General features: G+C 72.6%; 21 protein-coding genes and 1 pseudogene. 12 read left to right on the forward strand and 10 right to left on the reverse strand.

The genetic code is table 11. The features are described from left to right. Positions 1 to 54: 54 nt before the first annotated feature. From ACFYOV_RS22635 to ACFYOV_RS22645, 3 genes are read right to left on the reverse strand one after another with little or no spacing between them, the layout of a single operon-like run. Complete coding sequence (locus tag ACFYOV_RS22635; protein WP_389090106.1) at positions 55 to 1,125, reverse strand: threonine aldolase family protein; 1,071 nt, start codon at positions 1,123 to 1,125, stop codon at positions 55 to 57. Continuing rightward, positions 1,122 to 1,868 carry an SDR family NAD(P)-dependent oxidoreductase gene (locus ACFYOV_RS22640; RefSeq protein ID WP_389090398.1) on the reverse strand — a complete coding sequence of 249 codons (747 nt, stop codon included), beginning with the start codon at positions 1,866 to 1,868 and terminating at the stop codon, positions 1,122 to 1,124. The genes ACFYOV_RS22635 and ACFYOV_RS22640 overlap by 4 nt, the downstream gene beginning before the upstream one ends. A gap of 38 nt (positions 1,869 to 1,906) precedes the next feature. Then, positions 1,907 to 3,304, reverse strand: a complete 1,398-nt coding sequence (locus ACFYOV_RS22645; RefSeq protein WP_389090108.1) for a DUF6421 family protein — start codon at positions 3,302 to 3,304, stop codon at positions 1,907 to 1,909. Between the two features lie 252 nt (positions 3,305 to 3,556). Here ACFYOV_RS22645 and ACFYOV_RS22650 point away from each other — a divergent pair, with 252 nt between their 5' ends. Continuing rightward, on the forward strand, positions 3,557 to 4,240 hold the full coding sequence (locus tag ACFYOV_RS22650) for a glycerophosphodiester phosphodiesterase (RefSeq protein ID WP_389090109.1): 684 nt from the start codon (positions 3,557 to 3,559) through the stop codon (positions 4,238 to 4,240). Positions 4,241 to 4,243: 3 nt separating this feature from the next. On the opposite strand, the gene ACFYOV_RS22655 is transcribed toward ACFYOV_RS22650, so the two are convergent. Beyond that, positions 4,244 to 4,786: a GNAT family N-acetyltransferase gene (locus tag ACFYOV_RS22655; RefSeq protein ID WP_389090111.1), complete on the reverse strand. Its 543-nt coding sequence runs from the start codon at positions 4,784 to 4,786 to the stop codon at positions 4,244 to 4,246. Between the two features lie 158 nt (positions 4,787 to 4,944). Here ACFYOV_RS22655 and ACFYOV_RS22660 point away from each other — a divergent pair, with 158 nt between their 5' ends. Next, on the forward strand, positions 4,945 to 5,337 hold the full coding sequence (locus ACFYOV_RS22660) for a VOC family protein (RefSeq protein WP_389090112.1): 393 nt from the start codon (positions 4,945 to 4,947) through the stop codon (positions 5,335 to 5,337). Positions 5,338 to 5,418: 81 nt separating this feature from the next. Here the strand turns inward: ACFYOV_RS22660 and ACFYOV_RS22665 are convergent, their stop codons facing one another. Beyond that, positions 5,419 to 6,333, reverse strand: a complete 915-nt coding sequence (locus ACFYOV_RS22665) for a GNAT family N-acetyltransferase (protein WP_389090114.1) — start codon at positions 6,331 to 6,333, stop codon at positions 5,419 to 5,421. A gap of 180 nt (positions 6,334 to 6,513) precedes the next feature. Here ACFYOV_RS22665 and ACFYOV_RS22670 point away from each other — a divergent pair, with 180 nt between their 5' ends. Further along, complete coding sequence (locus tag ACFYOV_RS22670; RefSeq protein ID WP_389090115.1) at positions 6,514 to 7,278, forward strand: VOC family protein; 765 nt, start codon at positions 6,514 to 6,516, stop codon at positions 7,276 to 7,278. 37 nt (positions 7,279 to 7,315) lie between these two features. Here ACFYOV_RS22670 and ACFYOV_RS22675 read toward each other — a convergent pair whose 3' ends face one another. Further along, positions 7,316 to 7,897, reverse strand: coding sequence for a MarR family winged helix-turn-helix transcriptional regulator (locus ACFYOV_RS22675; RefSeq protein ID WP_389090116.1), 582 nt, complete (start codon positions 7,895 to 7,897; stop codon positions 7,316 to 7,318). A gap of 479 nt (positions 7,898 to 8,376) precedes the next feature. Here ACFYOV_RS22675 and ACFYOV_RS22680 point away from each other — a divergent pair, with 479 nt between their 5' ends. The 4 genes from ACFYOV_RS22680 to ACFYOV_RS22695 all read left to right on the forward strand — a co-directional run bounded on the left by ACFYOV_RS22680 (position 8,377) and on the right by ACFYOV_RS22695 (position 11,663). Continuing rightward, positions 8,377 to 8,934: a DUF5134 domain-containing protein gene (locus ACFYOV_RS22680; protein ID WP_389090117.1), complete on the forward strand. Its 558-nt coding sequence runs from the start codon at positions 8,377 to 8,379 to the stop codon at positions 8,932 to 8,934. Positions 8,935 to 9,104: 170 nt separating this feature from the next. Further along, complete coding sequence (locus ACFYOV_RS22685; protein ID WP_389090119.1) at positions 9,105 to 10,040, forward strand: M56 family metallopeptidase; 936 nt, start codon at positions 9,105 to 9,107, stop codon at positions 10,038 to 10,040. Between the two features lie 93 nt (positions 10,041 to 10,133). Continuing rightward, a complete protein-coding gene (locus ACFYOV_RS22690) occupies positions 10,134 to 10,814 on the forward strand; it encodes a phosphatase PAP2 family protein (RefSeq protein ID WP_389090120.1) in 681 nt (226 codons plus the stop codon). A gap of 165 nt (positions 10,815 to 10,979) precedes the next feature. Further along, positions 10,980 to 11,663, forward strand: coding sequence for a TetR/AcrR family transcriptional regulator (locus ACFYOV_RS22695; RefSeq protein WP_389090122.1), 684 nt, complete (start codon positions 10,980 to 10,982; stop codon positions 11,661 to 11,663). Here the strand turns inward: ACFYOV_RS22695 and ACFYOV_RS22700 are convergent. After that, entirely contained in the window at positions 11,651 to 13,153 is a 1,503-nt protein-coding gene (locus ACFYOV_RS22700) for an LVIVD repeat-containing protein (protein WP_389090123.1), read from the reverse strand. The two genes, ACFYOV_RS22695 and ACFYOV_RS22700, sit on opposite strands and share 13 nt — an antisense overlap. Before the next feature lie 192 nt (positions 13,154 to 13,345). On the opposite strand from ACFYOV_RS22700, the gene ACFYOV_RS22705 reads away from it, so the two are divergent. Further along, positions 13,346 to 14,014, forward strand: a complete 669-nt coding sequence (locus ACFYOV_RS22705) for a DUF305 domain-containing protein (protein ID WP_389090124.1) — start codon at positions 13,346 to 13,348, stop codon at positions 14,012 to 14,014. Between the two features lie 96 nt (positions 14,015 to 14,110). Here ACFYOV_RS22705 and ACFYOV_RS22710 read toward each other — a convergent pair whose 3' ends face one another. Continuing rightward, entirely contained in the window at positions 14,111 to 14,608 is a 498-nt protein-coding gene (locus ACFYOV_RS22710; RefSeq protein WP_389090400.1) for a DUF6214 family protein, read from the reverse strand. Positions 14,609 to 14,809: 201 nt separating this feature from the next. Here ACFYOV_RS22710 and ACFYOV_RS22715 point away from each other — a divergent pair, with 201 nt between their 5' ends. Further along, a complete protein-coding gene (locus tag ACFYOV_RS22715) occupies positions 14,810 to 16,153 on the forward strand; it encodes an FAD-dependent oxidoreductase (protein WP_389090126.1) in 1,344 nt (447 codons plus the stop codon). 75 nt (positions 16,154 to 16,228) lie between these two features. Here the strand turns inward: ACFYOV_RS22715 and ACFYOV_RS22720 are convergent, their stop codons facing one another. Continuing rightward, positions 16,229 to 16,588: an ArsR/SmtB family transcription factor gene (locus ACFYOV_RS22720; RefSeq protein WP_389090128.1), complete on the reverse strand. Its 360-nt coding sequence runs from the start codon at positions 16,586 to 16,588 to the stop codon at positions 16,229 to 16,231. A 154-nt stretch (positions 16,589 to 16,742) separates the two neighbouring features. On the opposite strand from ACFYOV_RS22720, the gene ACFYOV_RS22725 reads away from it, so the two are divergent. Next, positions 16,743 to 17,822 carry an NADH:flavin oxidoreductase/NADH oxidase gene (locus tag ACFYOV_RS22725; RefSeq protein WP_389090130.1) on the forward strand — a complete coding sequence of 360 codons (1,080 nt, stop codon included), beginning with the start codon at positions 16,743 to 16,745 and terminating at the stop codon, positions 17,820 to 17,822. Positions 17,823 to 17,873: 51 nt separating this feature from the next. Continuing rightward, positions 17,874 to 18,053, forward strand: a pseudogene (locus ACFYOV_RS22730) (pectate lyase); the annotation flags it as partial. Between the two features lie 64 nt (positions 18,054 to 18,117). Here the strand turns inward: ACFYOV_RS22730 and ACFYOV_RS22735 are convergent. Further along, positions 18,118 to 18,870, reverse strand: a complete 753-nt coding sequence (locus ACFYOV_RS22735) for a PaaX family transcriptional regulator C-terminal domain-containing protein (RefSeq protein ID WP_389090131.1) — start codon at positions 18,868 to 18,870, stop codon at positions 18,118 to 18,120. A gap of 93 nt (positions 18,871 to 18,963) precedes the next feature. On the opposite strand from ACFYOV_RS22735, the gene ACFYOV_RS22740 reads away from it, so the two are divergent. Continuing rightward, the gene (locus ACFYOV_RS22740; RefSeq protein ID WP_389090133.1) at positions 18,964 to 20,652 is read left to right on the forward strand and encodes an acyl-CoA dehydrogenase family protein; all 1,689 of its coding nucleotides are present in this window, start codon (positions 18,964 to 18,966) and stop codon (positions 20,650 to 20,652) included. Positions 20,653 to 20,711: the final 59 nt, after the last annotated feature.

Below are 20,711 nucleotides of genomic sequence, written 5' to 3' on the forward strand. Positions count from 1 at the left end.
GACCGGTCGCGAGTCAATGAACTTTCGGCCGGTCGCATACCTATGCATGTGCTGCTAGCGGGCCATCTCCTCCTTGAGCGCCGCCACGAACGTGTCCACGTCCTCCTCGGTCGTGTCGAAGGCGCACATCCAGCGGACGTCGCCCGCCGCCTCGTCCCAGAAGTAGAAGCGGAACCGCTTCTGGAGACGCTCGCTCACGTCGTGCGGCAGCCGGGCGAACACCGCGTTGGCCTGCACCGGGTGGAGGATCTCCACGCCGTGCACTGCGCGCACGCCCTCGGCCAGGCGCTGGGCCATCTCGTTGGCGTGCCGCGCGTTGCGCAGCCACAGGTCCCGGGCCAGCAGAGCCTCCAGCTGCACCGATACGAAGCGCATCTTGGACGCGAGTTGCATCGACAGCTTGCGCAGGTGCTTCATGTGGCGCACGGCGTCCTGGTTGAGCACGACGACCGCCTCGCCGAACAGGGCGCCGTTCTTGGTGCCGCCGAGCGAGAGCAGGTCGACACCCACCGCGTTGGTGAACGCGCGCATCGGCACGTTCAGTGTGGCGGCGGCGTTCGCGAGCCGGGAGCCGTCGACGTGCACCTTCATTCCGTGCGCGTGGGCGTGCTCGCAGATGGCCCGGATCTCCTCCGGGGTATACACCGTGCCCAGCTCGGTGGCCTGGGCCAGGGAGACCACCTGCGGCATCGCCCGGTGTTCGTCGTCCCAGCCGTACGCCTGCCGGTCGATCAGCTCCGGGGTGAGCTTGCCGTCGGGCGTGGGCACCGTCAGTAGTTTGATGCCGGCGACCCGCTCCGGCGCCCCGCCCTCGTCCACGTTGATGTGCGCGCTCTCGGCGCAGATCACCGCACCCCAGCGGTCGGTGACCGCCTGGAGCGCGACGACGTTGGCCCCGGTGCCGTTGAACACCGGGAACGCCTCCGCCGTCGGGCCGAAGTGGCTGCGGATCACCTGCTGGAGGTTCTCGGTGTACGCGTCCTCGCCGTACGCGACCTGGTGCCCGTCGTTGGCCAGGGCCAGCGCGGCGAGCACCTCCGGGTGGGCCCCGGCGTAGTTGTCGCTGGCGAAACCGCGGACGTCCGGGTCGTGATGACGACGCGCGTCGGTCCTCGGTGGGTTCACGGCTTCTCGGTCAGCCACAGACGGTTTCCGTTCACTTCCGCGGCGGGCTTCTCCCAGACTCCGGCGATGGCGTCGGCCAGGTCCTTGACGTCCGTGAAGCCCGCGAACTTCGCGTTGGGCCGCTCGGCGCGCATCGCGTCGTGCACCAACGCCTTCACCACCAGGATCGCAGCCGCCGACGTCGGCCCCTGCTCACCCCCGGTCTTGCGGAAGTAGTCGGCCATGGCCAGCGTCCACGCCTCGGCTGCGGCCTTGGCGGCGGAGTAGGCGGCGTTGCCCGCCGTGGGCCTGGTCGCACCGGCCGCACTGATCAGGACGTAGCGGCCGCGGTCGCTGCGCTGGAGCGCCTCGTGGAAGGCCAGGGAGGTGTGCTGCACGGTGCGCACCAGCAGCAGTTCCAGCAGGTCCCAGTCGTCGAGGTTGGTCTTGGTAAAGGTCTCGCTGCCGCGCCAGCCGCCCACCAGGTGGACCAGGCCGTCGACGCGGCCGAACTCCTTCTCAATCCGCGCGGCCCACTCACGGGTGGAGTTCAGGTCCAGCAGGTCGACCGTGTCACCGACGACGGTGGCGCCGCCGTGTGCGTAGCGCGCCGCGTCGACGGCCTCCGCCAGTCGCTCCGGGTCGTTGTCGGAGCCGACGACGGTCGCCCCCGCCTCGGCCAGCCTCAGCAGTGCCGCGCGTCCGGCGGGTCCTCCCGCGCCGGCCACCGCGATGACCGCGCCGTCGAGCGCCCCGTTCCCCATTTTCTTCGCCTCCTGAGCAGTGTTGCGAACGAGATCGCTCACGCGGCGATCCGCTCGGCGCCGTCCGCCGTGATCCCCCGGGTGGAGGCGATCACGTTCTTCAGCTTCTTGGACAGTGCCTCATAGAACATGCTCAGCGGAAACTCGTCGGGAAGCACGTCATCGACGAGCTTGCGCGGCGGCTGCGTCAGGTCGAGGGCCTCGGGGCCCTTGGCCCACTTGGAGCCGGGGTGCGGGGACAAATAGGTGGAGACGAGCTCGTAGCCGGCGAACCAGTGGACGAGCTTGGGACGGTCGATGCCGTCCCGGTAGAGCTTCTCGATCTCTGCGCACAGCTGGTTGGTGACCTGCGGGGCGCGCTCCCAGTCGATGGTGAGCTTGTTGTCGGTCCAGCGGACGACGTCGTGCTTGTGCAGGTAGGCGAAGAGGAGCTGGCCGCCGAGGCCGTCGTAGTTGCGGACCCGCTCGCCGGTGACCGGGAAGCGGAACATGCGGTCGAAGAGCACCGCGACCTGTACGTCACGCGCCTGCGGGACACCGTCACCCGCGAGCCTGACCGCCTCCTTGAAGGCGGTGAGGTCGCAGCGCAGCTCCTCCAGGCCGTACATCCAGAACGGCTGGCGCTGCTTGATCATGAACGGGTCGAACGGCAGGTCGCCGTGGCTGTGGGTGCGGTCGTGGACCATGTCCCAGAGCACGAACGCCGCTTCGCAGCGCTTCTGGTCGTGCACCATCGCTGCGACGTCCTCGGGCAGTTCCAGGCCCAGGATGTCGACGGCGGCGGCGGTGACCCGGCGGAAGCGGGCGGCCTCGCGGTCGCAGAAGATGCCGCCCCAGGTGAAGCGCTCGGGGGCCTCGCGCACGGCGATGGTCTCCGGGAAGAGGACCGCGGAGTTGGTGTCGTACCCGGCGGTGAAGTCCTCGAAGGTGATGCCGCAGAACAGCGGGTTGTCGTAGCGGGTGCGCTCCAGCTCGGCCAGCCAGTCGGGCCAGACCATGCGCAGTACGACGGCCTCGAGGTTGCGGTCGGGGTTGCCGTTCTGCGTGTACATCGGGAAGACGACCAGGTGCTGGAGGCCGTCCCGGCGGTCCGCGGCCGGCTGGAAGGCCAGCAGCGAGTCCAGGAAGTCGGGCACCTCGAAGCCCCCCTCGGCCCAGCGGCGCAGGTCCTTGATGAGGGCCTCGTGGTAGGCGCGGTCGTGCGGCAGCAGCGGGGAGAGTCGCTCGACCGACTCGATCACCTGCTGTACGGCGTGCTCGGCGTCGGCGCGGGCAGGAGCACCCTGGGCGCCGAGGTCGATCGAACCGTCCTTGGACTGCCAGGGCCTGATGTGCTCCACGGCATCCTTGAGCACGGGCCACGCCGGGTGCTCGATCACCCTGCCCTCCGAAGGAGCACCTTCCTTGGTACCCGCCTGCACAAGAATTTCCGTCATGTCCCATCCTCCACCGGAGAACCTCTCGTATGGAGACCGTATACATACGTCGTTTCTCCCAGCAAGGGGAGCCTCAATAAATTATCCTGCCCCACCCCTGCCTTCACCGCACTTTTTCCTGCGGGACACCTGCGTGAGCGCGGGCGCTTCACAACCGGGTTCGACCGCTGCACGGTGTGGGCACAGGCGATACGTTCCAGGAGGGCCGCAGGGACGCGGCCCCGGCCGCCGTCGACGGAAGCGAGTGGACTCTTGAACTTCCTCACCATCGGTCACCGCGGAGTCATGGGTGTGGAGCCCGAGAACACCCTCAGGTCCTTCGTCGCCGCCGAGGAGGCCGGTCTCGACGTCATCGAACTCGATCTGCACCTGAGCAAGGACGGCGCACTCGTCGTCATGCACGACGCCGATGTGGACCGCACGACCGACGGCTCGGGCACGATCGCCGACATGACGCTCGCCGAGCTGCGTGCCCTGGACGCCGGGCTCGGTGAACGGATCCCGGTGTTCGAGGAGGTGCTGGACGCCGTCCGGGCTCCGTTGCAGGCCGAGATCAAGGACATCCACGCGGCCCGGGCGCTGGCCGAGGTGATGAACGCGCGCCACCTGGCCGACCGGGTCGAGGTCTCGTCGTTCCACGACGAGGCGGTCACCGAGATCGCGCGGCTGGTGCCCGGGGTGCGCACCGCGCTGGTCGCGAGCCGCTACGGAACGGACGTGGTGGACCGGGCGGTCGCGGCCGGGGCGGCCACCGTGTGCCTGGACATCCGCCGGCTCACGCTGGAGATCGTGGAACGGGCACGCCGCGCGGAGTTGAGGATCTTCGGCTGGGTGGTGAACACACAGAAGCACCTGCGGCTGGTCCGGGCGCTGGAGCTGGACGGCGCCACCACCGACCGGCCGGAGATCAAGCGCACCGGCCGCTTCACCGCGTGACGGTCAGCTCAGTTCCTTGACCAGCAGCTCGAACTCCAGGTCGGCCCGGCGCGGGATGCCGAAGCGTTCGTCGCCGTAGGGGAAGGGGGTCCGCCTTCCCGTACGGCGGTAGCCCCGCCGCTCGTACCAGGCGATCAGGTCCTCGCGCACGGAGATCACGGTCATGTGCATCTCGCGCACGCCCCAGGCCTCGCGGGCCCGCCGCTCCGCCTCCGCGATGATCGTCTTGCCGAGGCCCGCTCCCTGGAGCGCCGGGCTGACCGCGAACATCCCGAAGTAGGCGTACTCGCCGCGGTGTTCGAGCTGGAAGCAGGCGACGATCCGGCCCTCGCGCTCCACCGTCAGCAGTCGGCTGTCCGGCGACCTGACGACCTCCAGCACACCCTCCGGGTCGGTCCGCTGCCCCTCGAGGATGTCCGCCTCCGTGGTCCACCCCGCCCGGCTGGACTCCCCCCGGTACGCCGACTCGATCAGCGCCACGAGTTCGTCCACGTCGCCGTCGGTGGCGTCGCGGAAGGTCAGTGCCAGATCGGTGACGGATTCCATGGGGCGCTTCCTTCGGAGTCGGTACGTGTTCGCCGCCTTCCGGCGCGGCTCGCCGGGTGACGAGACTAACCCGGTCGACGAAGGGCCCGTCGGCCGGACCGGGGCGGAGGGCGGCGGGGCACCGGCCGGTCCGGACGGCAGGCCCTAGTCTCGGCCGCATGGTGCACGTACTCGGCAGCCGCATCCTGCTCCGCCCCACCGACCCCGAGCGTTCCCGGGCCTTCTACGGCGGGCAACTGGGCCTCGCCGTGCACCGCGAGTTCGGCACCGGTCCGGAGCGCGGCACGGTCTATTTCCTGGGCGGCGGCTTCCTCGAACTCTCCGGCCGCGCGGAAACCGCCCCGCCCCCGTCGGCCCGCCTGTGGCTCCAGGTCGAGGACGTGAGCGCGGCCGAGGCGGAACTGCGGGCCAAGGGCGTCGAGATCGTCCGGCCTCCCGTACGGGAGCCCTGGGGTCTGATCGAGATGTGGCTGAACGACCCGGACGGCACCCCGATCGTCCTGGTGCAGATTCCGGCGGACCACCCGCTGCGGTACCGGCCGGGGATCTGAGCGCCGGCTCGGCGGCGATCGGCCGCACGGACCGATCGGCCCGGCCGCGCGGGGCGAATCAGCCCGGCCGCGCGGGGCCGATCAGCCCGGCAGGTGCTGCCAGCCCCGGTCCGTGCGGGTCAGCTCGTGGAAGCCTGCCGCGGCGAGCTGGTCGAGCCGGGTGCGGTCGGTGTCGGACTCGTAGGCCAGGAGGCGGTCGACCCCGCACAGGAGGAGCCAGTCGGCAGCGTGGGCGAGGAGCCGGAGCTCCAGGCCCGTGCCGTGTGCCGCGGTCTCGACGTGCAGGTTGCCGATGTCCGCGAGACCCGCCCCGCGCGTGTGGCGTTCCGGGCGCGCCAGGGTGGTGTCGACCTCGATGAAGCCGAGGGCGCGCCCGGCTGTGTGCGCCGTGAAGCGCGTGCCGCACTCCCCCACGGTGCGCTCCACGGTGACTCCCTCGGGCAGCGCGTGCCGCGCCAGGTCGGCGGGCCTGGCCAGGAGGACCACCTCCGTGTCCCCGACGTGGCGGAAGCCGGCCCCCTCGTACAGCGCCCGGACGTGCGGCCAGGTGCGGGGCAGCCCGTGGACGGCCGGAGCGGGCAGCGCACCGTCGGCGTAGCGCACGCGGACGTCCCAGCGGGTGAGCACCGTCAGGCAGGCCCGCATCAGCAGGTCGGCCGCCTCGCGGGCGTCCGGCCGGAACGACGCCGGCGGACGGAAGACGAACCAGCTGATCTCGCCGGCGTTCCGGTAGGACGCGCCGACCTCGTCTCCGGACCGGTAGCGCAGCAGGTGTGCACCGGCGACGACGTGTCCGCGCAGCTCGGCGACGAGTGTGGCCCGCTCGGCCACCCAGGGGTCGACGACGAACTCGCCGGGCCGGCGCTCGAGATCGCTGAGGACGGTGTTCACCGAGACGGAGACGCCGGGCACGACGGCCGCCACGTGCGCGTTGACCAGGTCGGTCAGCTGATCGCGGTCGGCACGGCGGAAGGAACGCACCTCGAGTGCGGACATGGAGGACCTCCGGGCAGGCTGAAGGAAGCTGGAGGCCGCCACACGGTGCGGTACGGACCCGAGAGTACGGCCCGGCCCGTGCACCGCACCACCGGATTTCGCTCCGGATGGCCGACCCCTGATGCCTGGCCTAGCGTGCTGGAGGGGGCGCATCCGGGGCTTTCCCGTGGGAGGAGCGTCATGAGGCTGACCGCACCGGTCGACGGCGGACCTTGCTGGACGGAGCTGGGGACCAGCGATCCGGAGGCGGCGAAACGGTTCTACACCCGGCTGTTCGGCTGGCGTCCCGAGACGGATCCGCGCGAGGAGGCGGGCGGTTACACGGTCGCCCACCTCGGGGACGCCGCCGTCGCCGCGCTCACGCCGCTCTACCAGGAGTCCCAGCCGGTCGCCTGGAACGTGTCGTTCGCGGCGACCGACGCCGACACCGCCGTCGGGAAGGTGACTGCCGCGGGCGGAACGGTGCTGCTCGGACCGACGGACGTGTTCGACCTGGGACGCTTCGCCGTGGCCGCCGATCCGACCGGTGCGGTCTTCCAGCTGTGGCAGGCGGGGAGCTTCCGCGGCGCGGAGCTGTTCAACGCACCCGGGTCGCTGGGGTGGGTGGAGCTGCTGACCCGCGCTCCGGAGCGGGCCGCCGACTTCTACGCGTCGGTGTTCGGCTGGAGCGTCGACCCCTCGCGGCGCTATCCGCGGTGGAGCGTCGGCGGCACGGACTTCGGCGGCATGGTCACCATGGACGACAAGTTCCCCCACGAGGTGCCGGCGCACTGGCTGCCGTACTTCGCGGTCGAGGACGTGGACGCCGCCGGGGACACGGCGGCCCGCGCGGCGGGCACCGTGCTGATGGAGCCCACCTCGGTGCCGGAAGGGCCGCGCATCGCGGTGCTGCGGGACCCTCAGGGAGCGATGTTCGGTGTGTACCGGGCGGACGAGCGGGGCTGAGCCCACGAAAACGGTCCCTGCCCCGAGCGGGTCTTCCTCAGGCCCGGAGCGCGCCCAGGCGGCCCTCCAGTTGGCCCAGCAGCTCCCCGAGAAGCGCGGCGAGCTCGCCCAGCTCCGGGCCGTCCAGGCCGGACAGCACGGCGGTCTCGTAGGCGAGCTGGGCGGGCACGATCGCGTCGACCAGGTCGCGTCCGTCGTCGGTGAGCCGCAGGTGCGCCACGCGGCGGTCGCGGGCGTCGCCGCGGCGCTCGACCAGGCCGCGTTCGGTGAGTTGCTTGAGGCGTTTGGTGACGGCGGCGCCCGAGGAGTAGGTCTCGCGGGCCAGGTCGCTCGGGGTCAGCTCGTGCCCGGTGCGGCGCAGCGCGCCGAGCAGGTCGAACTCGGGCCGGGTCAGGCCGGCCCGGCGCAGCGGGGCGTCCTCGGCCTGCTGGAGGAGGGCGGCGCAGCGGTTGATGCGGCCGATGACCTCCATGGGAGCAGTGTCCAGGTCGGGGAGGACGGCCCGCCACTGCCGGACCACCTCGGCGACGGTGTCGCCCCGCCCTGCCCCGGGCGGGACCCCGCCCCCCGGCGGTCCTTCAGTCGGCGGTCCTTCGAGGGCCGAGGGTCCTTCGGTCATGCCCGTGCGTCCTCCGTGGTCGTGGGCGTGGTCGCGTTCCTTCCGGTGTCCGGGGAGCGGTTCCCCGGTGGCGTACCGTCGCGGCGAGCGTACGGTGTCCGGCCTGCTCGGCGCGGACGACCCGCCTCCGGAGCAGCCCGCTGCCGCCCTGCACCGACCGCGGCACCGGCGGTGGCACGCAGGCCCCGCGAGCGCGGCGGCGAGGCCGCGGCGGGGACTGGACGGGCGTCTGTGGGCCTGGCTCGGCCAGGAGGCGCGCGGCGCGTCGGCGGGCGCGGTCGACGGCGGCGCGTGCCCCTTCGATCCGGTCGCCCGCGCGCCCGCCGGTGAATGCCGCGCGCCCGCTGAGCACTCCGGCCCGTCGTGCTCCCCCGGACGCTCCCCCCGTACACCCTTGCGCTCGCGTGCACGCGGCCGTGCCCGGGCATTCCTTGACCGACCGTCGACCGACCGTCGAGCCGACCGATCGGGAGGTGCGTGTGCACGGACCGGCGTCGTCCGGCTGGCTGCTCGTCGCGCTCTGCGCGGTGACCGGCGCCTACTGTCTGCTGCGCATGCGCAGCAGTGTCGAGGAACAGCGCCGCGCCGCGGGCGGCGAGGCCCTCATGGCTTTCGGCATGGCCGTCATGGCCGTCCCGGCGGCGGCGTTCACCCCACCGGTGTGGGCATGGGCCGTCTACGCGGCGGTCTTCGGCACGGCCGGGCTGCACGCACTGTGGGCGGCCCGCGCGGGCGCGCATCATCTGCACCACCTGGTGGGAGCCGGGGCCATGGTCTACATGGCCCTGGCCATGGCGGGCTCCTCCGGACACGGCCACGACGTCTCGGGCCTGCCCCCGCTGACCGGGGCGCTGCTGCTCTACTTCGCCGGGTACGTGCTGGCCGCGGGCGTCCGGCTGGTGCCCGTGACCGCCGCGGCCGGGGTCGCCGGGTCCGGGCCCGGCACGCACCTCGGATGGGGCGACCGGCCCGAGCTGGTGCGGGCGTGCCGGCTGTCCATGGGCATCGCCATGGTGGCGATGCTGCTGACGCTGTGAAACCCGGGAGGCGACGGCGGAGGGAGCGACCGGGCCGGCCCGGTCGCCTGCCGAGGAGGTCCGGGCGCTCCGCCGCCCGCTCGCGCCACGCCCCGGGGCCACCGTCGATTGCGTCACTTCGCCCCCGTGGGCCGTACCGCTGAGCGGCGCCACGCTCATAAGCTGCATGCATGATGCTCCCCGTGGCCCTGCTGCTGCTCGGCGTGCTGATCGCCGTCGTGGGCCCCCGGCTGCTCGCCCGGGCGGACTGGCCGGACCGGGAACCGGTGGTGGCCCTCTGGATGTGGCAGTGCATGATCGCGGCCGTGCTGCTGTGCTGCGCCCTGTCGATGACGTTCAGCGCGGCGGCGGCCTGGCGGGCGGTGGGCGGGCACGTGTTCGCCACGGCGCCGCGCGCGGTCGTCGAGGCGTACGCCCTGGGCACGGCCGGGCACTGGGCTGCGGCCACCGCGGTGGCGCTGGCCTGCGGTGGGCTGTGGAGCGCCGCGATGCTGGTCAGGGAGGTCGTGCGGGCCCGTGCGCGGCGTCGGGCGCGCCGGGCCGAGCTGCTGGTGCGGGCGCCGCTGCTGCCCGGTGAGGAGGCGCGGTCGGACCGACTGGTGGTCCTGGAGGGCGAGCAGCCCGGTGCCTGGTGGCTGCCCGGCATCCCGCCCCAACTGGTCGTCACGACGGCCGCGTTGCGTCGGCTGAAGGGCCGGCAGCTGGACGCCGTCCTCGCGCACGAGCGTGGGCACGCCCGGGCTCGCCACGACTGGTTGCTGCACTGCTCCTCCGCCCTGGCCGGCGGGTTTCCCCAGGTGCCGGTGTTCGCGGCGTTCCGCGACGAGATGCACCGCCTGGTCGAACTGGCCGCCGACGACGTGGCGTCCCGCCGCTGCGGCCGCCTCACCACGGCCCTCGCACTGGTGGAACTCAACGAGGACCGCGCCGTGTTCGGCCCCTGCCCGACCCCGCAGGCCCAGGTACCGGCCCGGGTGCGCAGGCTCCTGACGCCTCCGGACCGGCTCTCGGCGGGGCGCCGGCTGCGGCTGACGGCCGCCGCCTCGCTGGTCCCGGTGATCCCCGTACTGGTGGCGTTCGTTCCGGGATTGCGGGCACTGGGATAGCGGTGCCCCGGAACCACCCGGGGACGGACCAAGGACACTCCGGCACGGAGACCGGATTGGCCCCCTGCCCCGCCGGTCGGCAAGGATCACTTGATGCACACCCCCCACGTCGACTCCCCGCCGCGACCGCCGCGCCCACCGCACCACCGCCCGGCCGCCCGCTTCGTCGGAGTGCTGGCGCCGTTCTCGGTGCTGCTGCTGGCCCTGGTCGCCGTCGAGTGGCGCCCGCTCACCGAGGCCGACGGCGACATCTCCCGCACCACGCACCGCTGGGCGGTCGCCGAACCCGGTCTGACCCAGGTCTGCCGGATCCTGACCGACTGGGTGTGGGACCCGTGGACGATGCGTCTGCTGTGCGGCGCCGTCGCACTGCTGCTCGCACTGCGGTACGCCGCCCGGTGGACGGCGTGGTGGCTGGTGGTGACGTGTGCCGCGGCAACCGCGTTGCAGCAGGGCCTGAAGGCCGCGGTGGGCCGGGCCCGCCCGGTCTGGCCCGACCCGGTCGACTCCGCGCACTACGCGGCCTTCCCCTCGGGCCACGCCATGACGGCCACGGTGGTCCTCGGGCTCCTGCTGTGGCTGCTGCACCGGCGCGGTGTGGGCCGCGTGCTGTGGCACACCGTCCTGACCCTGGCCGTGGTCTCCGTGATCGGCGTCGGCCTGACCCGGGTGTGGCTGGGCGTCCACTGGCCCACCGACGTCGTCGGGGGCTGGCTGCTCGGAACGCTGGTGGTGACGGTGGCGGTGTGGGCCCACCGGCGTCGGCATCCCTGAACACCGGGAAAGCGCCCGGGGCAACCATACGCCCGACCAGGCCGTCCACCTCGGACGATCCCCCGCGTCGCCCGAGGCGGACGGCAGCCCGGACGGGCCCCAAAGAGGGCGTGCCGGACGCGCTGAGTATAGTTGGCTGGCAGCCAGTCAACTCAGGAGTCCAGCATGTCCCCGCGAAGCGCCTCGGTCAATGAAGAGTTGCGGAGGCGTTCGAAGGAGCGGCTCCTGCAGGCAGCCGTCGAACTGGTGAGCGAGCGCGGATACGACGCGACCACCCTCGGCGACATCGCCGACCGGGCGGGGTCCGCGCGGGGCCTGGTGTCGTACTACTTCCCCGGGAAACGCCAGCTCCTCCAGTCCGCGGTGCACCGGCTGATGCACCGCACCCTGGAGGAGGCGCTGGAGCGCGAGCCGCGCACCGACGACGGCCAGGAGCGGATGGCCCGCGCGATCGACGCGATCCTGGGCCTGGCGCGGGTACGCCCGGTGCTGATGCGCCAGCACATGGCCGGGCTGCTCCAGGCCGAGGGATTCGTGCCGTGCCCGGAGCAGCGGCGTCTGGCCGAGCTGCTGCGGGACACCGTCGCGCGGCACGGCTCGTGCGACGTCGACAGCGACTACCCGATGCTGCGCGCCCTGCTCATGGGCGCGGTGTACGCGGCGCTGGTCCCGGGCGCGCCGATGCCCGTCCCGGTGCTGCGCGCGGAGTTGTTCCGGCGCTACCGGCTCGACTGGGAGATGGGTGTCCCGCCGGACGCCGAGGCGCCCGGCGGGACGTGCGAGCCGGATCGTACGGATCTGGCGCGGTTCTTCGCGACCGGGCCGGAGCCCGGAGCTCAGTCGAAGTAGTCCGGCTGCGTCTGCACGTTCAGCTCGTTCAGCTGGACCCGGCGGGCCGGATCCGTGCGCCGGTCGTCGATCTTCAGGACGTCGAGGCCCTTGGCGATGTCGTTCGAGTAGATGTAGCCGTTGTAGTAGTACGCCGACCAGGAACCGCCGGTGACGATCCGGTCGGTGGTCAGCGGACCGCGCTCGAAGTAGGCGATCTCCTTGGGCTCGGAGGAGTCGGTGAAGTCCCACACGGAGACACCGCCCTGGTACCAGGCCTGGACCATCAGGTCCTTGCCCTTGACCGGGATGAGCGAGCCGTTGTGGGCCACGCAGTTCTCGGTGTCCGCCTGGTGGCGCGGGATCTTGAAGTAGCTGCGGAAGACCAGCTTGCGCTTGTCTCCCTTGCCGGTGATGTCGTAGATGCCGTCCGCCCCGCGGTTCGGGCCCACGGCGGCGTTGCAGGTGGCGCCGCCGCCACCGCCCAGCTCGTCGGTGAACACGACCTTGCCGGCCTTCTGGTTGAACGTCGCGGAGTGCCAGAAGGCGAAGTTGAGGTTGTCCTGGACCCGGTCGATCACCCGGGGCCGCTCCGGGTCCTCGATGGAGAAGAGGATGCCGTCGCCCATGCAGGCGCCGGCGGCCAGGTCCTTCGAGGGCAGCACGGTGATGTCGTGGCAGCCGGTCGTCTTGGAGACGCCCGGGTTGGTGGGCGCGCCGGGGTTGCCGCCGCCGTCCGGGCCCTCACCGGGGAACAGCACGGGGAAGCCGACGACCGCCGCCTTCTCGGGGGCCTTGCGCGGCACCTTGATGACGGAGATGCCGTCGTGCGGCGGCTGGCAGTCGGGGTAGGCGGCGTTCGGGGAGTACGAGGAGACGTAGATGTAGACGTTCCTGCGCTCGGGCACGAGGGTGTGGGTGTGCGAGCCGCAGGCGGTCTCGACGGCGGCGACGTAACGGGGGTTCCTCTTGTCGCTGATGTCGAAGACCTTCATGCCCTCCCACGAGGACTTCTCGGTCGCCGGCTGGGTGGTGCTGTTGCAACTGCTGTCGCTGCGCGAGGAGTCGGTGGACAGGAACAGCAGGTCACCGGAGACGGAGATGTCGTTCTGCGAGCCGGGACACAGCACCTGGGCGACGGTCTCGGGGGACGCCGGGTCGCTGATGTCGAAGATGCGGAAGCCGTCGTAGTTGCCCGCGAAGGCGTATCCGCCCTGGAAGGCCAGGTCGGAATTGGTGCCGGGCAGCAGGTCCTTGGGGACGTTGGCGACGTGCCGGATGTTGTCGGAGTGGACGACCTGGTCCTGGGCGGGAATCTCGCCGCTCTCGATGGCCGCGCGTGCCTCGGCCTGGTCGGTTCGCGAGACCTCCTTCGAAGTGGCCGGTGCGTCCCCGGGGTCGGGGATCGCCGCGGCGGGGGCGGCCGTGAGGAGCGTCGCGAGCAGGCCACCTGCCGCCGCGGCAACTCCGAGACGTCTGCGCCGGGTTCGGGGAACGTTCAACAGGATCACTGTTTTTCCTCCCTGGTTCCGTTCAACTAGGAACGGGTTTCGCACCGGCAGTATCGTCTTGAGCATGCACATACCAACAGGGGGCAACACGGTCGCAATGAAGTTTTCCGATCAGCGCCACGCGGAAGCGTGCTAGGACGGTCGTCGACACTCACGAGGTGTCCCGCAACCTGCCTGCCACAGGAGGTCCTTGTGCACAATCGCCGTGTGTCACGCGTGTCCGTCGCCGCGGCCGGGCTGACCGCCCTGGCCCTACTCGGGCTCGTGGGCTGCGACTCCGGCTCGGACGACGCCAAGTCGGCTGCCGCGGCCGGGCCTTCGGTCATCGCTCCGGGCGAGCCCGGGGAGGCGAACCGGACCCTGTCGGCCGAGGAGGCCGCACAGCGGCGCGCGGAGGACGACTCCCCCAACTCCGCGGACGTCTCCTACGCGCGGATGATGATCGAGCACCACGCCCAGGCGCTGGAGATGACCCGGCTCGTCCCGGAGCGCGCCGAGTCGTCGGCGGTCGTCAAGCTGGCCGAGCGGATCGCCGCGGCGCAGCGGCCGGAGATCGAGGCGATGAAGGGCTGGCTGAAGACCCACGGCAAGGGCGGGCGGGACGACGCCCAGGCGCACGGGCACAGCCACGCGACGATGCCCGGGATGGTCACGACGGCCCAGTTGACCACCTTGCGCGCGGCCGACGGGAAAGCCTTCGACCAGCTCTTCCTGACCCTGATGATCACCCATCATCAGGGGGCGATCACCATGGCCGCGGACGTCAAGGGGCAGGGGAACAACATCCGGATCGAGGAGATGGCCGACGACGTCGTCGCCCAGCAGACGAGCGAGATCACGCGGATGCGCGACCTGCTGTGAGCCACGGGCCGCCGTGCGGTCGGCGTGCGGCGGCCCGTGGCATCCCGGCCCGGCGCACCGCGGGCCGACGCGCCGGTCGGCCCGGGACGGCTCCGTTCAGCGCCGGGCGTGGCGCGGGGTCAGCAGGCCCGCGTCGCGCGCCCGGCCGATCAGCCTGAGCGCGGCGCGCCGGCTGTGCCCGGTCGCGCCCATCACGGCGAGCACGGGATCGGCGCCCGCCTGCTGTGCCGCGCGGTACTCCCGCGCCGCGAGCCGGTGTCGCTCCGGTGCACGCTGCCCTGCGCGACCGCCCCGGCGGGCCCTCGCGCGCACGCCCTCACGCCCACCGCCGGGGCCGTCCTCCGGTGCCGCGTGCACCGGCCCGTCACCGGCCCCGCCCGCGCGGCCCAGCGGCCCCGCGATCCGTTCGGCGAACAGCGCCAGGTCGGTCACGGGGAGGGCCGGGCGCGCCCGTACGTCCTCCACGCAGACCCGGCCCTCGGCCACCAGGGCGAGCGCCTCGACGCGCGCCCCGTCGGGGAAGGCCAGCCGCACGTGGAACCACCGCGTGGCGCGCTCCCCCACCCGCACCTCCCACGCGGGCCACAGGGACACCACACCTTCCACCGGAGAACGATCGGAAAGACGAAGAAAGACCTCACCGGGCACGCACGCAACGTAATCTCTTGATCACTTTCGAATCGGGTGAACACGCACCCCAACCGGCGCACGGCACCCTGTCAGACGAGCGCCGACGGTGCCATGCTGGAGGCATCAGCGATCTCCTGGTGTTGCCCCGGGGTGAGGAGTCCGGCCGTGCTCCGTGTCGCCGTCGTAGGATCCGGGCCGAGCGGGTGCTACACCGCCCAGAGCCTCGTCCAGCAGGACCCCCAGGTGCGCGTCGACGTCCTGGACCGGCTGCCGTGTCCGTACGGGCTGGTCCGGTACGGCGTGGCACCGGACCACGAGAAGATCAAGTCGCTTCAGAACAACCTGCGCACCGTCCTCGAGCACGAGCGGGTGCGCTTCCTCGGCGGGGTTCCGGCCGGGCCCGGCGGCGTGCCGGTGGCGCGGTTGCGGCAGCTGTACCACGCGGTGGTGTACTGCGTGGGCGCGGCCACCGACCGGCGGCTGGGCATTCCGGGTGAGGACCTTCCGGGCAGTTGGTCGGCGACGGAGTTCGTGTCCTGGTACAGCGCGCATCCCGACGCCGCGGAGGAGGGTTTCCTGCGCGGCGCCCGGTCGGCCGTGGTGATCGGCGTGGGGAACGTCGCCGTCGACGTCACACGAATGCTGGCCCGCGCGGTGGCGGAACTGAACCCGACCGACATGCCGCACGGCGCGCTGACCGCGCTGGCGGCGAGCCGGGTGACGGACATCCACATGGTGGGCCGGCGCGGCCCGTCCCAGGCCCGCTTCACCACCAAGGAACTGCGCGAACTGGGGACGCTGCCGGACACCGCGGTCTGCGTGGACCCCGAGGAACTGCTGCTGGACCCCGGGTACGCGGATCCGTCCGCGCTCCCGGCGGCGCAGCGCCGCAACGTGGAGGTACTGCGCGGCTGGGCCGGGGCCGCCGGACCGCGCACCCGGCGCCGGATCCGGCTGCGCTTCTTCCTCCGCCCGGTGGAACTCCTGGCGCGGGACGGCCGGGTGTGTGCCGTGCGCTTCGAGCGGACGGTGCCGGACGGCCACGGCGGCGTGACGGGCACCGGCCGCCACGAGGACATCGAGGCGCAACTCGTGCTGCGCTCGGTGGGCTACCGCGGGGTGCCGCTCGAGGGACTGCCGTTCGACGACACGACCGGCACGGTGCCGAACAGCGCCGGACGCGTAGTGCGCGGGGGCGTCGTGTCACCGGGCGAGTACGTGGCGGGCTGGATCAAGCGGGGCCCCACGGGCGTCATCGGCACGAACCGGCCGTGCGCCAAGGAGACGGTGACGTCCCTGCTCGAGGACGCGGCAGGGCTCGAACGCCGGGACGTCGCCGCGGATCCGCTCGCGGCGCTGCGCGCGGCGGGGATCGAACCGGTCGAGTGGACCGGCTGGCGGGCGATCGAGCGGGCGGAGGCGGAGCTGGGCGCCTCGCTCGGCCGGAGCGTGGTGAAGCTGCCCGACTGGGATGCCCTGCTGGCGGCGGCGCGGAGGGCGGGCGCGTGACCGATGCGGGGTCCGCTCCCGCGGGGCGGCGGACGTCCGGTCACGCGCCCGCACCCACGGCCGGTTCCGGCCGGGTCAGCCCTCGCCGCGGCGTGCCGCCTGGCGGCCGGCCGCGGTGAGCAAACAGTCGAGCAGGCCGGGGAAAAGTGCGTCGAGGTCCTCGCGGCGCAGTCCGTTCATCTTGGCGGTGCCCCGGTAGGTCTGCCGGATCACCCCACTCTCGCGCAGCACCCGGAAGTGGTGCGTGGTGGTGGACTTGGTGACCGGCAGGGCGAATTCCGAGCAGGTCAACTCGGCTTCACCCGCGTTGAGTTCGCGCACGATCCGCAGTCGCACGGGATCGGCGAGCGCGTGCAGCACACCCTCGAGCCGGATCTCCTCGAGCACCGGGTGCGGCAGATCGCGGCTGCTGGGGGCGGCGGGGGCGGTCGTCACGGCGGCTCCACTTTCGTCCGGGAGGTCCCATCGTACGAGGCCGCCCCGGGCTTGGGGAGGGCGCTCGTACGAAAGGCATCGTAGTTTGACAGTTCCCGTACTACGATGCCTATCGTATGAGGCGACACCGGTCCCGTGACGAATGGAGCCCGCCGTGAGCGCGCTGTTCGAGCCCTGCACCCTGCGCAGCGTGACCATCCCCAACCGGGTCTGGATGGCCCCGATGTGCCAGTACTCGGCCGCGCCTGCCGGCCCCGGGGCCGGCGCCCCCGGCGACTGGCACTTCGCGCACTACGCCGCGCGGGCGACCGGCGGAACGGGCCTGATCGTCGTGGAGGCCACCGCGGTGACGCCGGAGGGCCGGATCTCGCCGTACGACCTCGGCCTCTGGAACGACACCCAGACGGAGGCGTTCCGCCGGATCACCCGGTTCCTCGCCGCTCACGGCACGGTGCCCGCGATCCAGCTCGCCCACGCGGGCCGCAAGGCCTCGACCGAACGCCCCTGGAAGGGGGGCGCACCCGTCGGCCCCGAGGCGCACGGCTGGCATCCGGCGGCCCCGAGCCCGCTCGCCTTCACGCAGGGGCACCCGGTACCGGCAGAGCTGAGCGTCGAGGCGATCCAGGAGGTGGTGCGGCGGTTCGCGCGGGCCGCGCGCCGGGCGCTCGACGCCGGGTTCGAGATCGTCGAGATCCACGGCGCCCACGGCTACCTGATCAACGAGTTCCTCTCCCCGCACTCCAACCACCGCACCGATGCCTACGGCGGCTCCTACGAGAACCGGACGCGGTTCGCCCTGGAGGTGGTCGACGCCGTGCGCGCGGTCTGGCCGGACGACAAGCCCCTGTTCTTCCGCGTCTCGGCCACCGAGTGGCTGGAGGAGGGCGGCTGGACCCCGGACGACACCGTCCGCCTCGCGGCCGACCTGCACGACCACGGAGTCGACCTCCTCGACGTGTCCACCGGCGGCAACGCCTCCGGGGTCCGCGTTCCGACCGGCCCCGGCTACCAGGTCCCGTTCGCCGCGCGGGTGCGCGCCGAGACGCCGATGCCGGTCGGTGCCGTCGGGCTGATCACCGACGCCGGGCAGGCCGAGAAGATCCTCTGCAACGGTGAGGCGGATGCGGTGCTCCTCGGCCGTGAGCTGCTGCGCAACCCCGCGTGGGCCCGGCACGCGGCCCGTGAGCTGGGCGGCGAAGTACGGATCCCGGAGCAGTACCACCGCTCGGTCTGAGGGGACGGCGCATCCCCGGCGAGCGCCACCACCTGGCCGACTCCCAACGGCAGCAACTACGGCGACAGTGCGACCCTGCACAACGTCACCGTCGTCCGGGACACCGGCAGGAAGATCGTCCCGTGCCAGAGGTACATCGGCAACGACGACCGCGACGAGCCGACCACCAACGGCTCGGGGCCCGACGGCACCTACCGCAAGTACGCGTCTTCCGACATCACCCATCGGTAGGAGCGGGCCGCCGGCAGGCCCGCGCGCGGAGGTCCCCCACTGTCCTGGCGCCCTGCACCCCGCGTCATGCGCGGCCCACGCGCGCGTGCACACGGTCCGTCAGCTCCCGCCGGTAGTCCGCGTAGGCGTCCCGCAGCACGCCGCCCGGCCAGTCGGCGGGCAGGAGTTCGGGGGGCAGTACGGGGTCGGCGAGCAGATGGCGCACGACGGCCGCGAAGGCCGTGAGCCGGTCGGCGGGGCGGTCCGCGCGGCCGATGTGCGCGAGCAGTGCCCGCGCGGTGGCGCACCAGGCGTCCAACGGCCACAGCGCACCGGCCAGTTCGCCGGCCGGGCGGTCCGGGCGGGCGGTGCCGGTCTGGGCGACATGCCCGAGGCCGTCGGGCAGGGAGCGGGTCAGGTTGGCGGGCCGCAGCCAGACGCCCTCGCGGAGTTCGGCGAGACGCAGCGCGGTCAGCCGGGCGCGCAGGTCGGCGCGTTCGGCGGGACCTCGGCCCGTCGCGGTGATCACCACCAGCTCCCAGTCGCCGTCCCACGCGCGCGTGCGCGGGCGCACGGCCTCGTCCTGGCGCTGCCGGCGTCGCAGCAGCCGGTCGCTGAGACGGTACCCGGTGTCCGTGCGCCGCAGGTCTCCGGAGGCCGTCATCCGGCTGAGCGCCGCGCGCAGCGTGGAGCCGCCGACATCGAAGCCCTCCACCAGCCGTGCGAGCTCCCTGACCGGCAGCTCCGGGGGATGCGTGCCGAGCAGCACGCTCAGCACCACCGATCGCGCGGACAGGGGGCGCAGCCGCAGGTCGTCGTCGCGCGCCGGGTCGCTCATCCCCGTGGTCCCTTCCGCATGGGTCCGTACTGTACGCCGGGACCGTGGTTGCACTATTACTGCAGCCGCAGAGAGACTGCAACACTCCCCTGCATGGCCACGACACTCGCGAACGACCGGCACCAGGACTTCGAGGAATCCCGCGGGCACGGCGGGTACGCCACGCACGAGGTGACCAACCAGCCCCGTCCCCTCGCCCCCTACGACGCCTCACGGGACGCCGCCCTGCTGGAGGGGTTGCGACGCGAGGGTGCCGGATGGGCCGAGGAGGACCTGCGTCGGCTCGGCCGGCTGGCCGGCAGTGAGCAGGTGCAGGAGTGGAGCGAGCAGGCCAATCGGCACGAGCCCGAACTGCGCACCCACGACCGCTACGGGCACCGGGTCGACGAGGTGGAGTTCCACCCGAGCTGGCACCACCTGATGCGCACGGCGGTCGCCGAGGGTCTTGCCGCCGCGCCCTGGGCCGACGACCGGCCCGGCGCCCATGTGGCACGCACCGCCGGCGGGCTGGTGTGGGGCCACACCGACGCGGGGCACGGCTGCCCGACGTCCATGACGTACGCGGCGGTGCCCGCGCTGCGCCGGCAGCCCGACCTGGCGGCGGTGTACGAGCCCCTGCTGACCAGCCGCGCGTACGAACCGGGTCTGCGGGTGCCGACGCGCAAGCGCGGGCTGCTGGCCGGTATGGGGATGACCGAGAAGCAGGGCGGCTCCGACGTCCGCACGAACACCACCACGGCCACGCCGACCACCGAATCCGGCGTCTACACGCTGCGCGGGCACAAGTGGTTCACCTCGGCGCCGATGTGCGACGTGTTCCTGGTGCTGGCCCGGGCCCAGGAAGGGCTGTCGTGCTTCCTGGTGCCGCGCGTGCTGCCCGACGGCACCCGCAACACCTTCCGCATCCAGCGGCTGAAGGAGAAGCTGGGCAACCGGTCCAACGCCTCCTCCGAGCCCGAGTTCGACGGGACGGTGGCCTGGCTGGTCGGACCCGAGGGGCAGGGCGTGAAGACCATCATCGACATGGTCAACTGCACCCGGCTGGACTGCGTGACGATGTCGGCGGCGCTGATGCGCAAGACACTCGTCGAGGCGGGGCACCACGTGCGTCACCGCAGCGCGTTCGGGGCGCGGCTGGTGGACCAGCCGCTGATGCGCAACGTTCTGGCCGATCTCGCCCTGGAGTCGGAGGCCGCCACGGCGCTCACCCTGCGGCTGGCCGGGGCTGCCGACCGCGCGGTGCGCGGGGACGCCGGGGAGGCCGCGTTCCGGCGGATCGCGACCGCAGTCGGCAAGTACTGGGTCACCAAGCGGGGCCCGGCCTTCACCGCCGAGGCACTGGAGTGCCTGGGCGGCAACGGCTACGTCGAGGAGTCGGGCATGCCCCGGCACTACCGGGAGGCCCCGCTGCTGTCGATCTGGGAGGGCTCGGGCAACGTCAACGCCCTCGATGTGCTGCGTGCCCTCGGCCGGGACACGGCCACCGGCCAGGCGCTCCTCGACGAACTCGCCCTCTCCCGCGGCGCGGACACCCGGCTGGACGCGGCCGTGGCCCGGCTCCGGGAGCAGCCGGCCGAGGGGTCGCCGTCGGGGGCCCGCCGGCTGGTGGAGCGGATGGCGCTGGCGCTGCAGGGTTCCCTGCTGGTCCGGTACGCCCCGCCGGCCGTGGCCGACGCCTTCTGCGCGACGCGGCTCGGCGGCGACTGGGGCCATACGTTCGGCACGCTGCCCGACGGGGCAGATGAGGACGCGATCCTCGGCCGCGCGCTGCCCGGCGACTGACCCGGCATCAAGCCACCGGGCGCACAGATCGCGCACAGTCGCCACCCGGACGCGCTTGG

It is taken from the genome of Streptomyces sp. NPDC005931, assembly GCF_042871235.1.
Classification (GTDB): Bacteria; Actinomycetota; Actinomycetes; order Streptomycetales; family Streptomycetaceae; genus Streptomyces.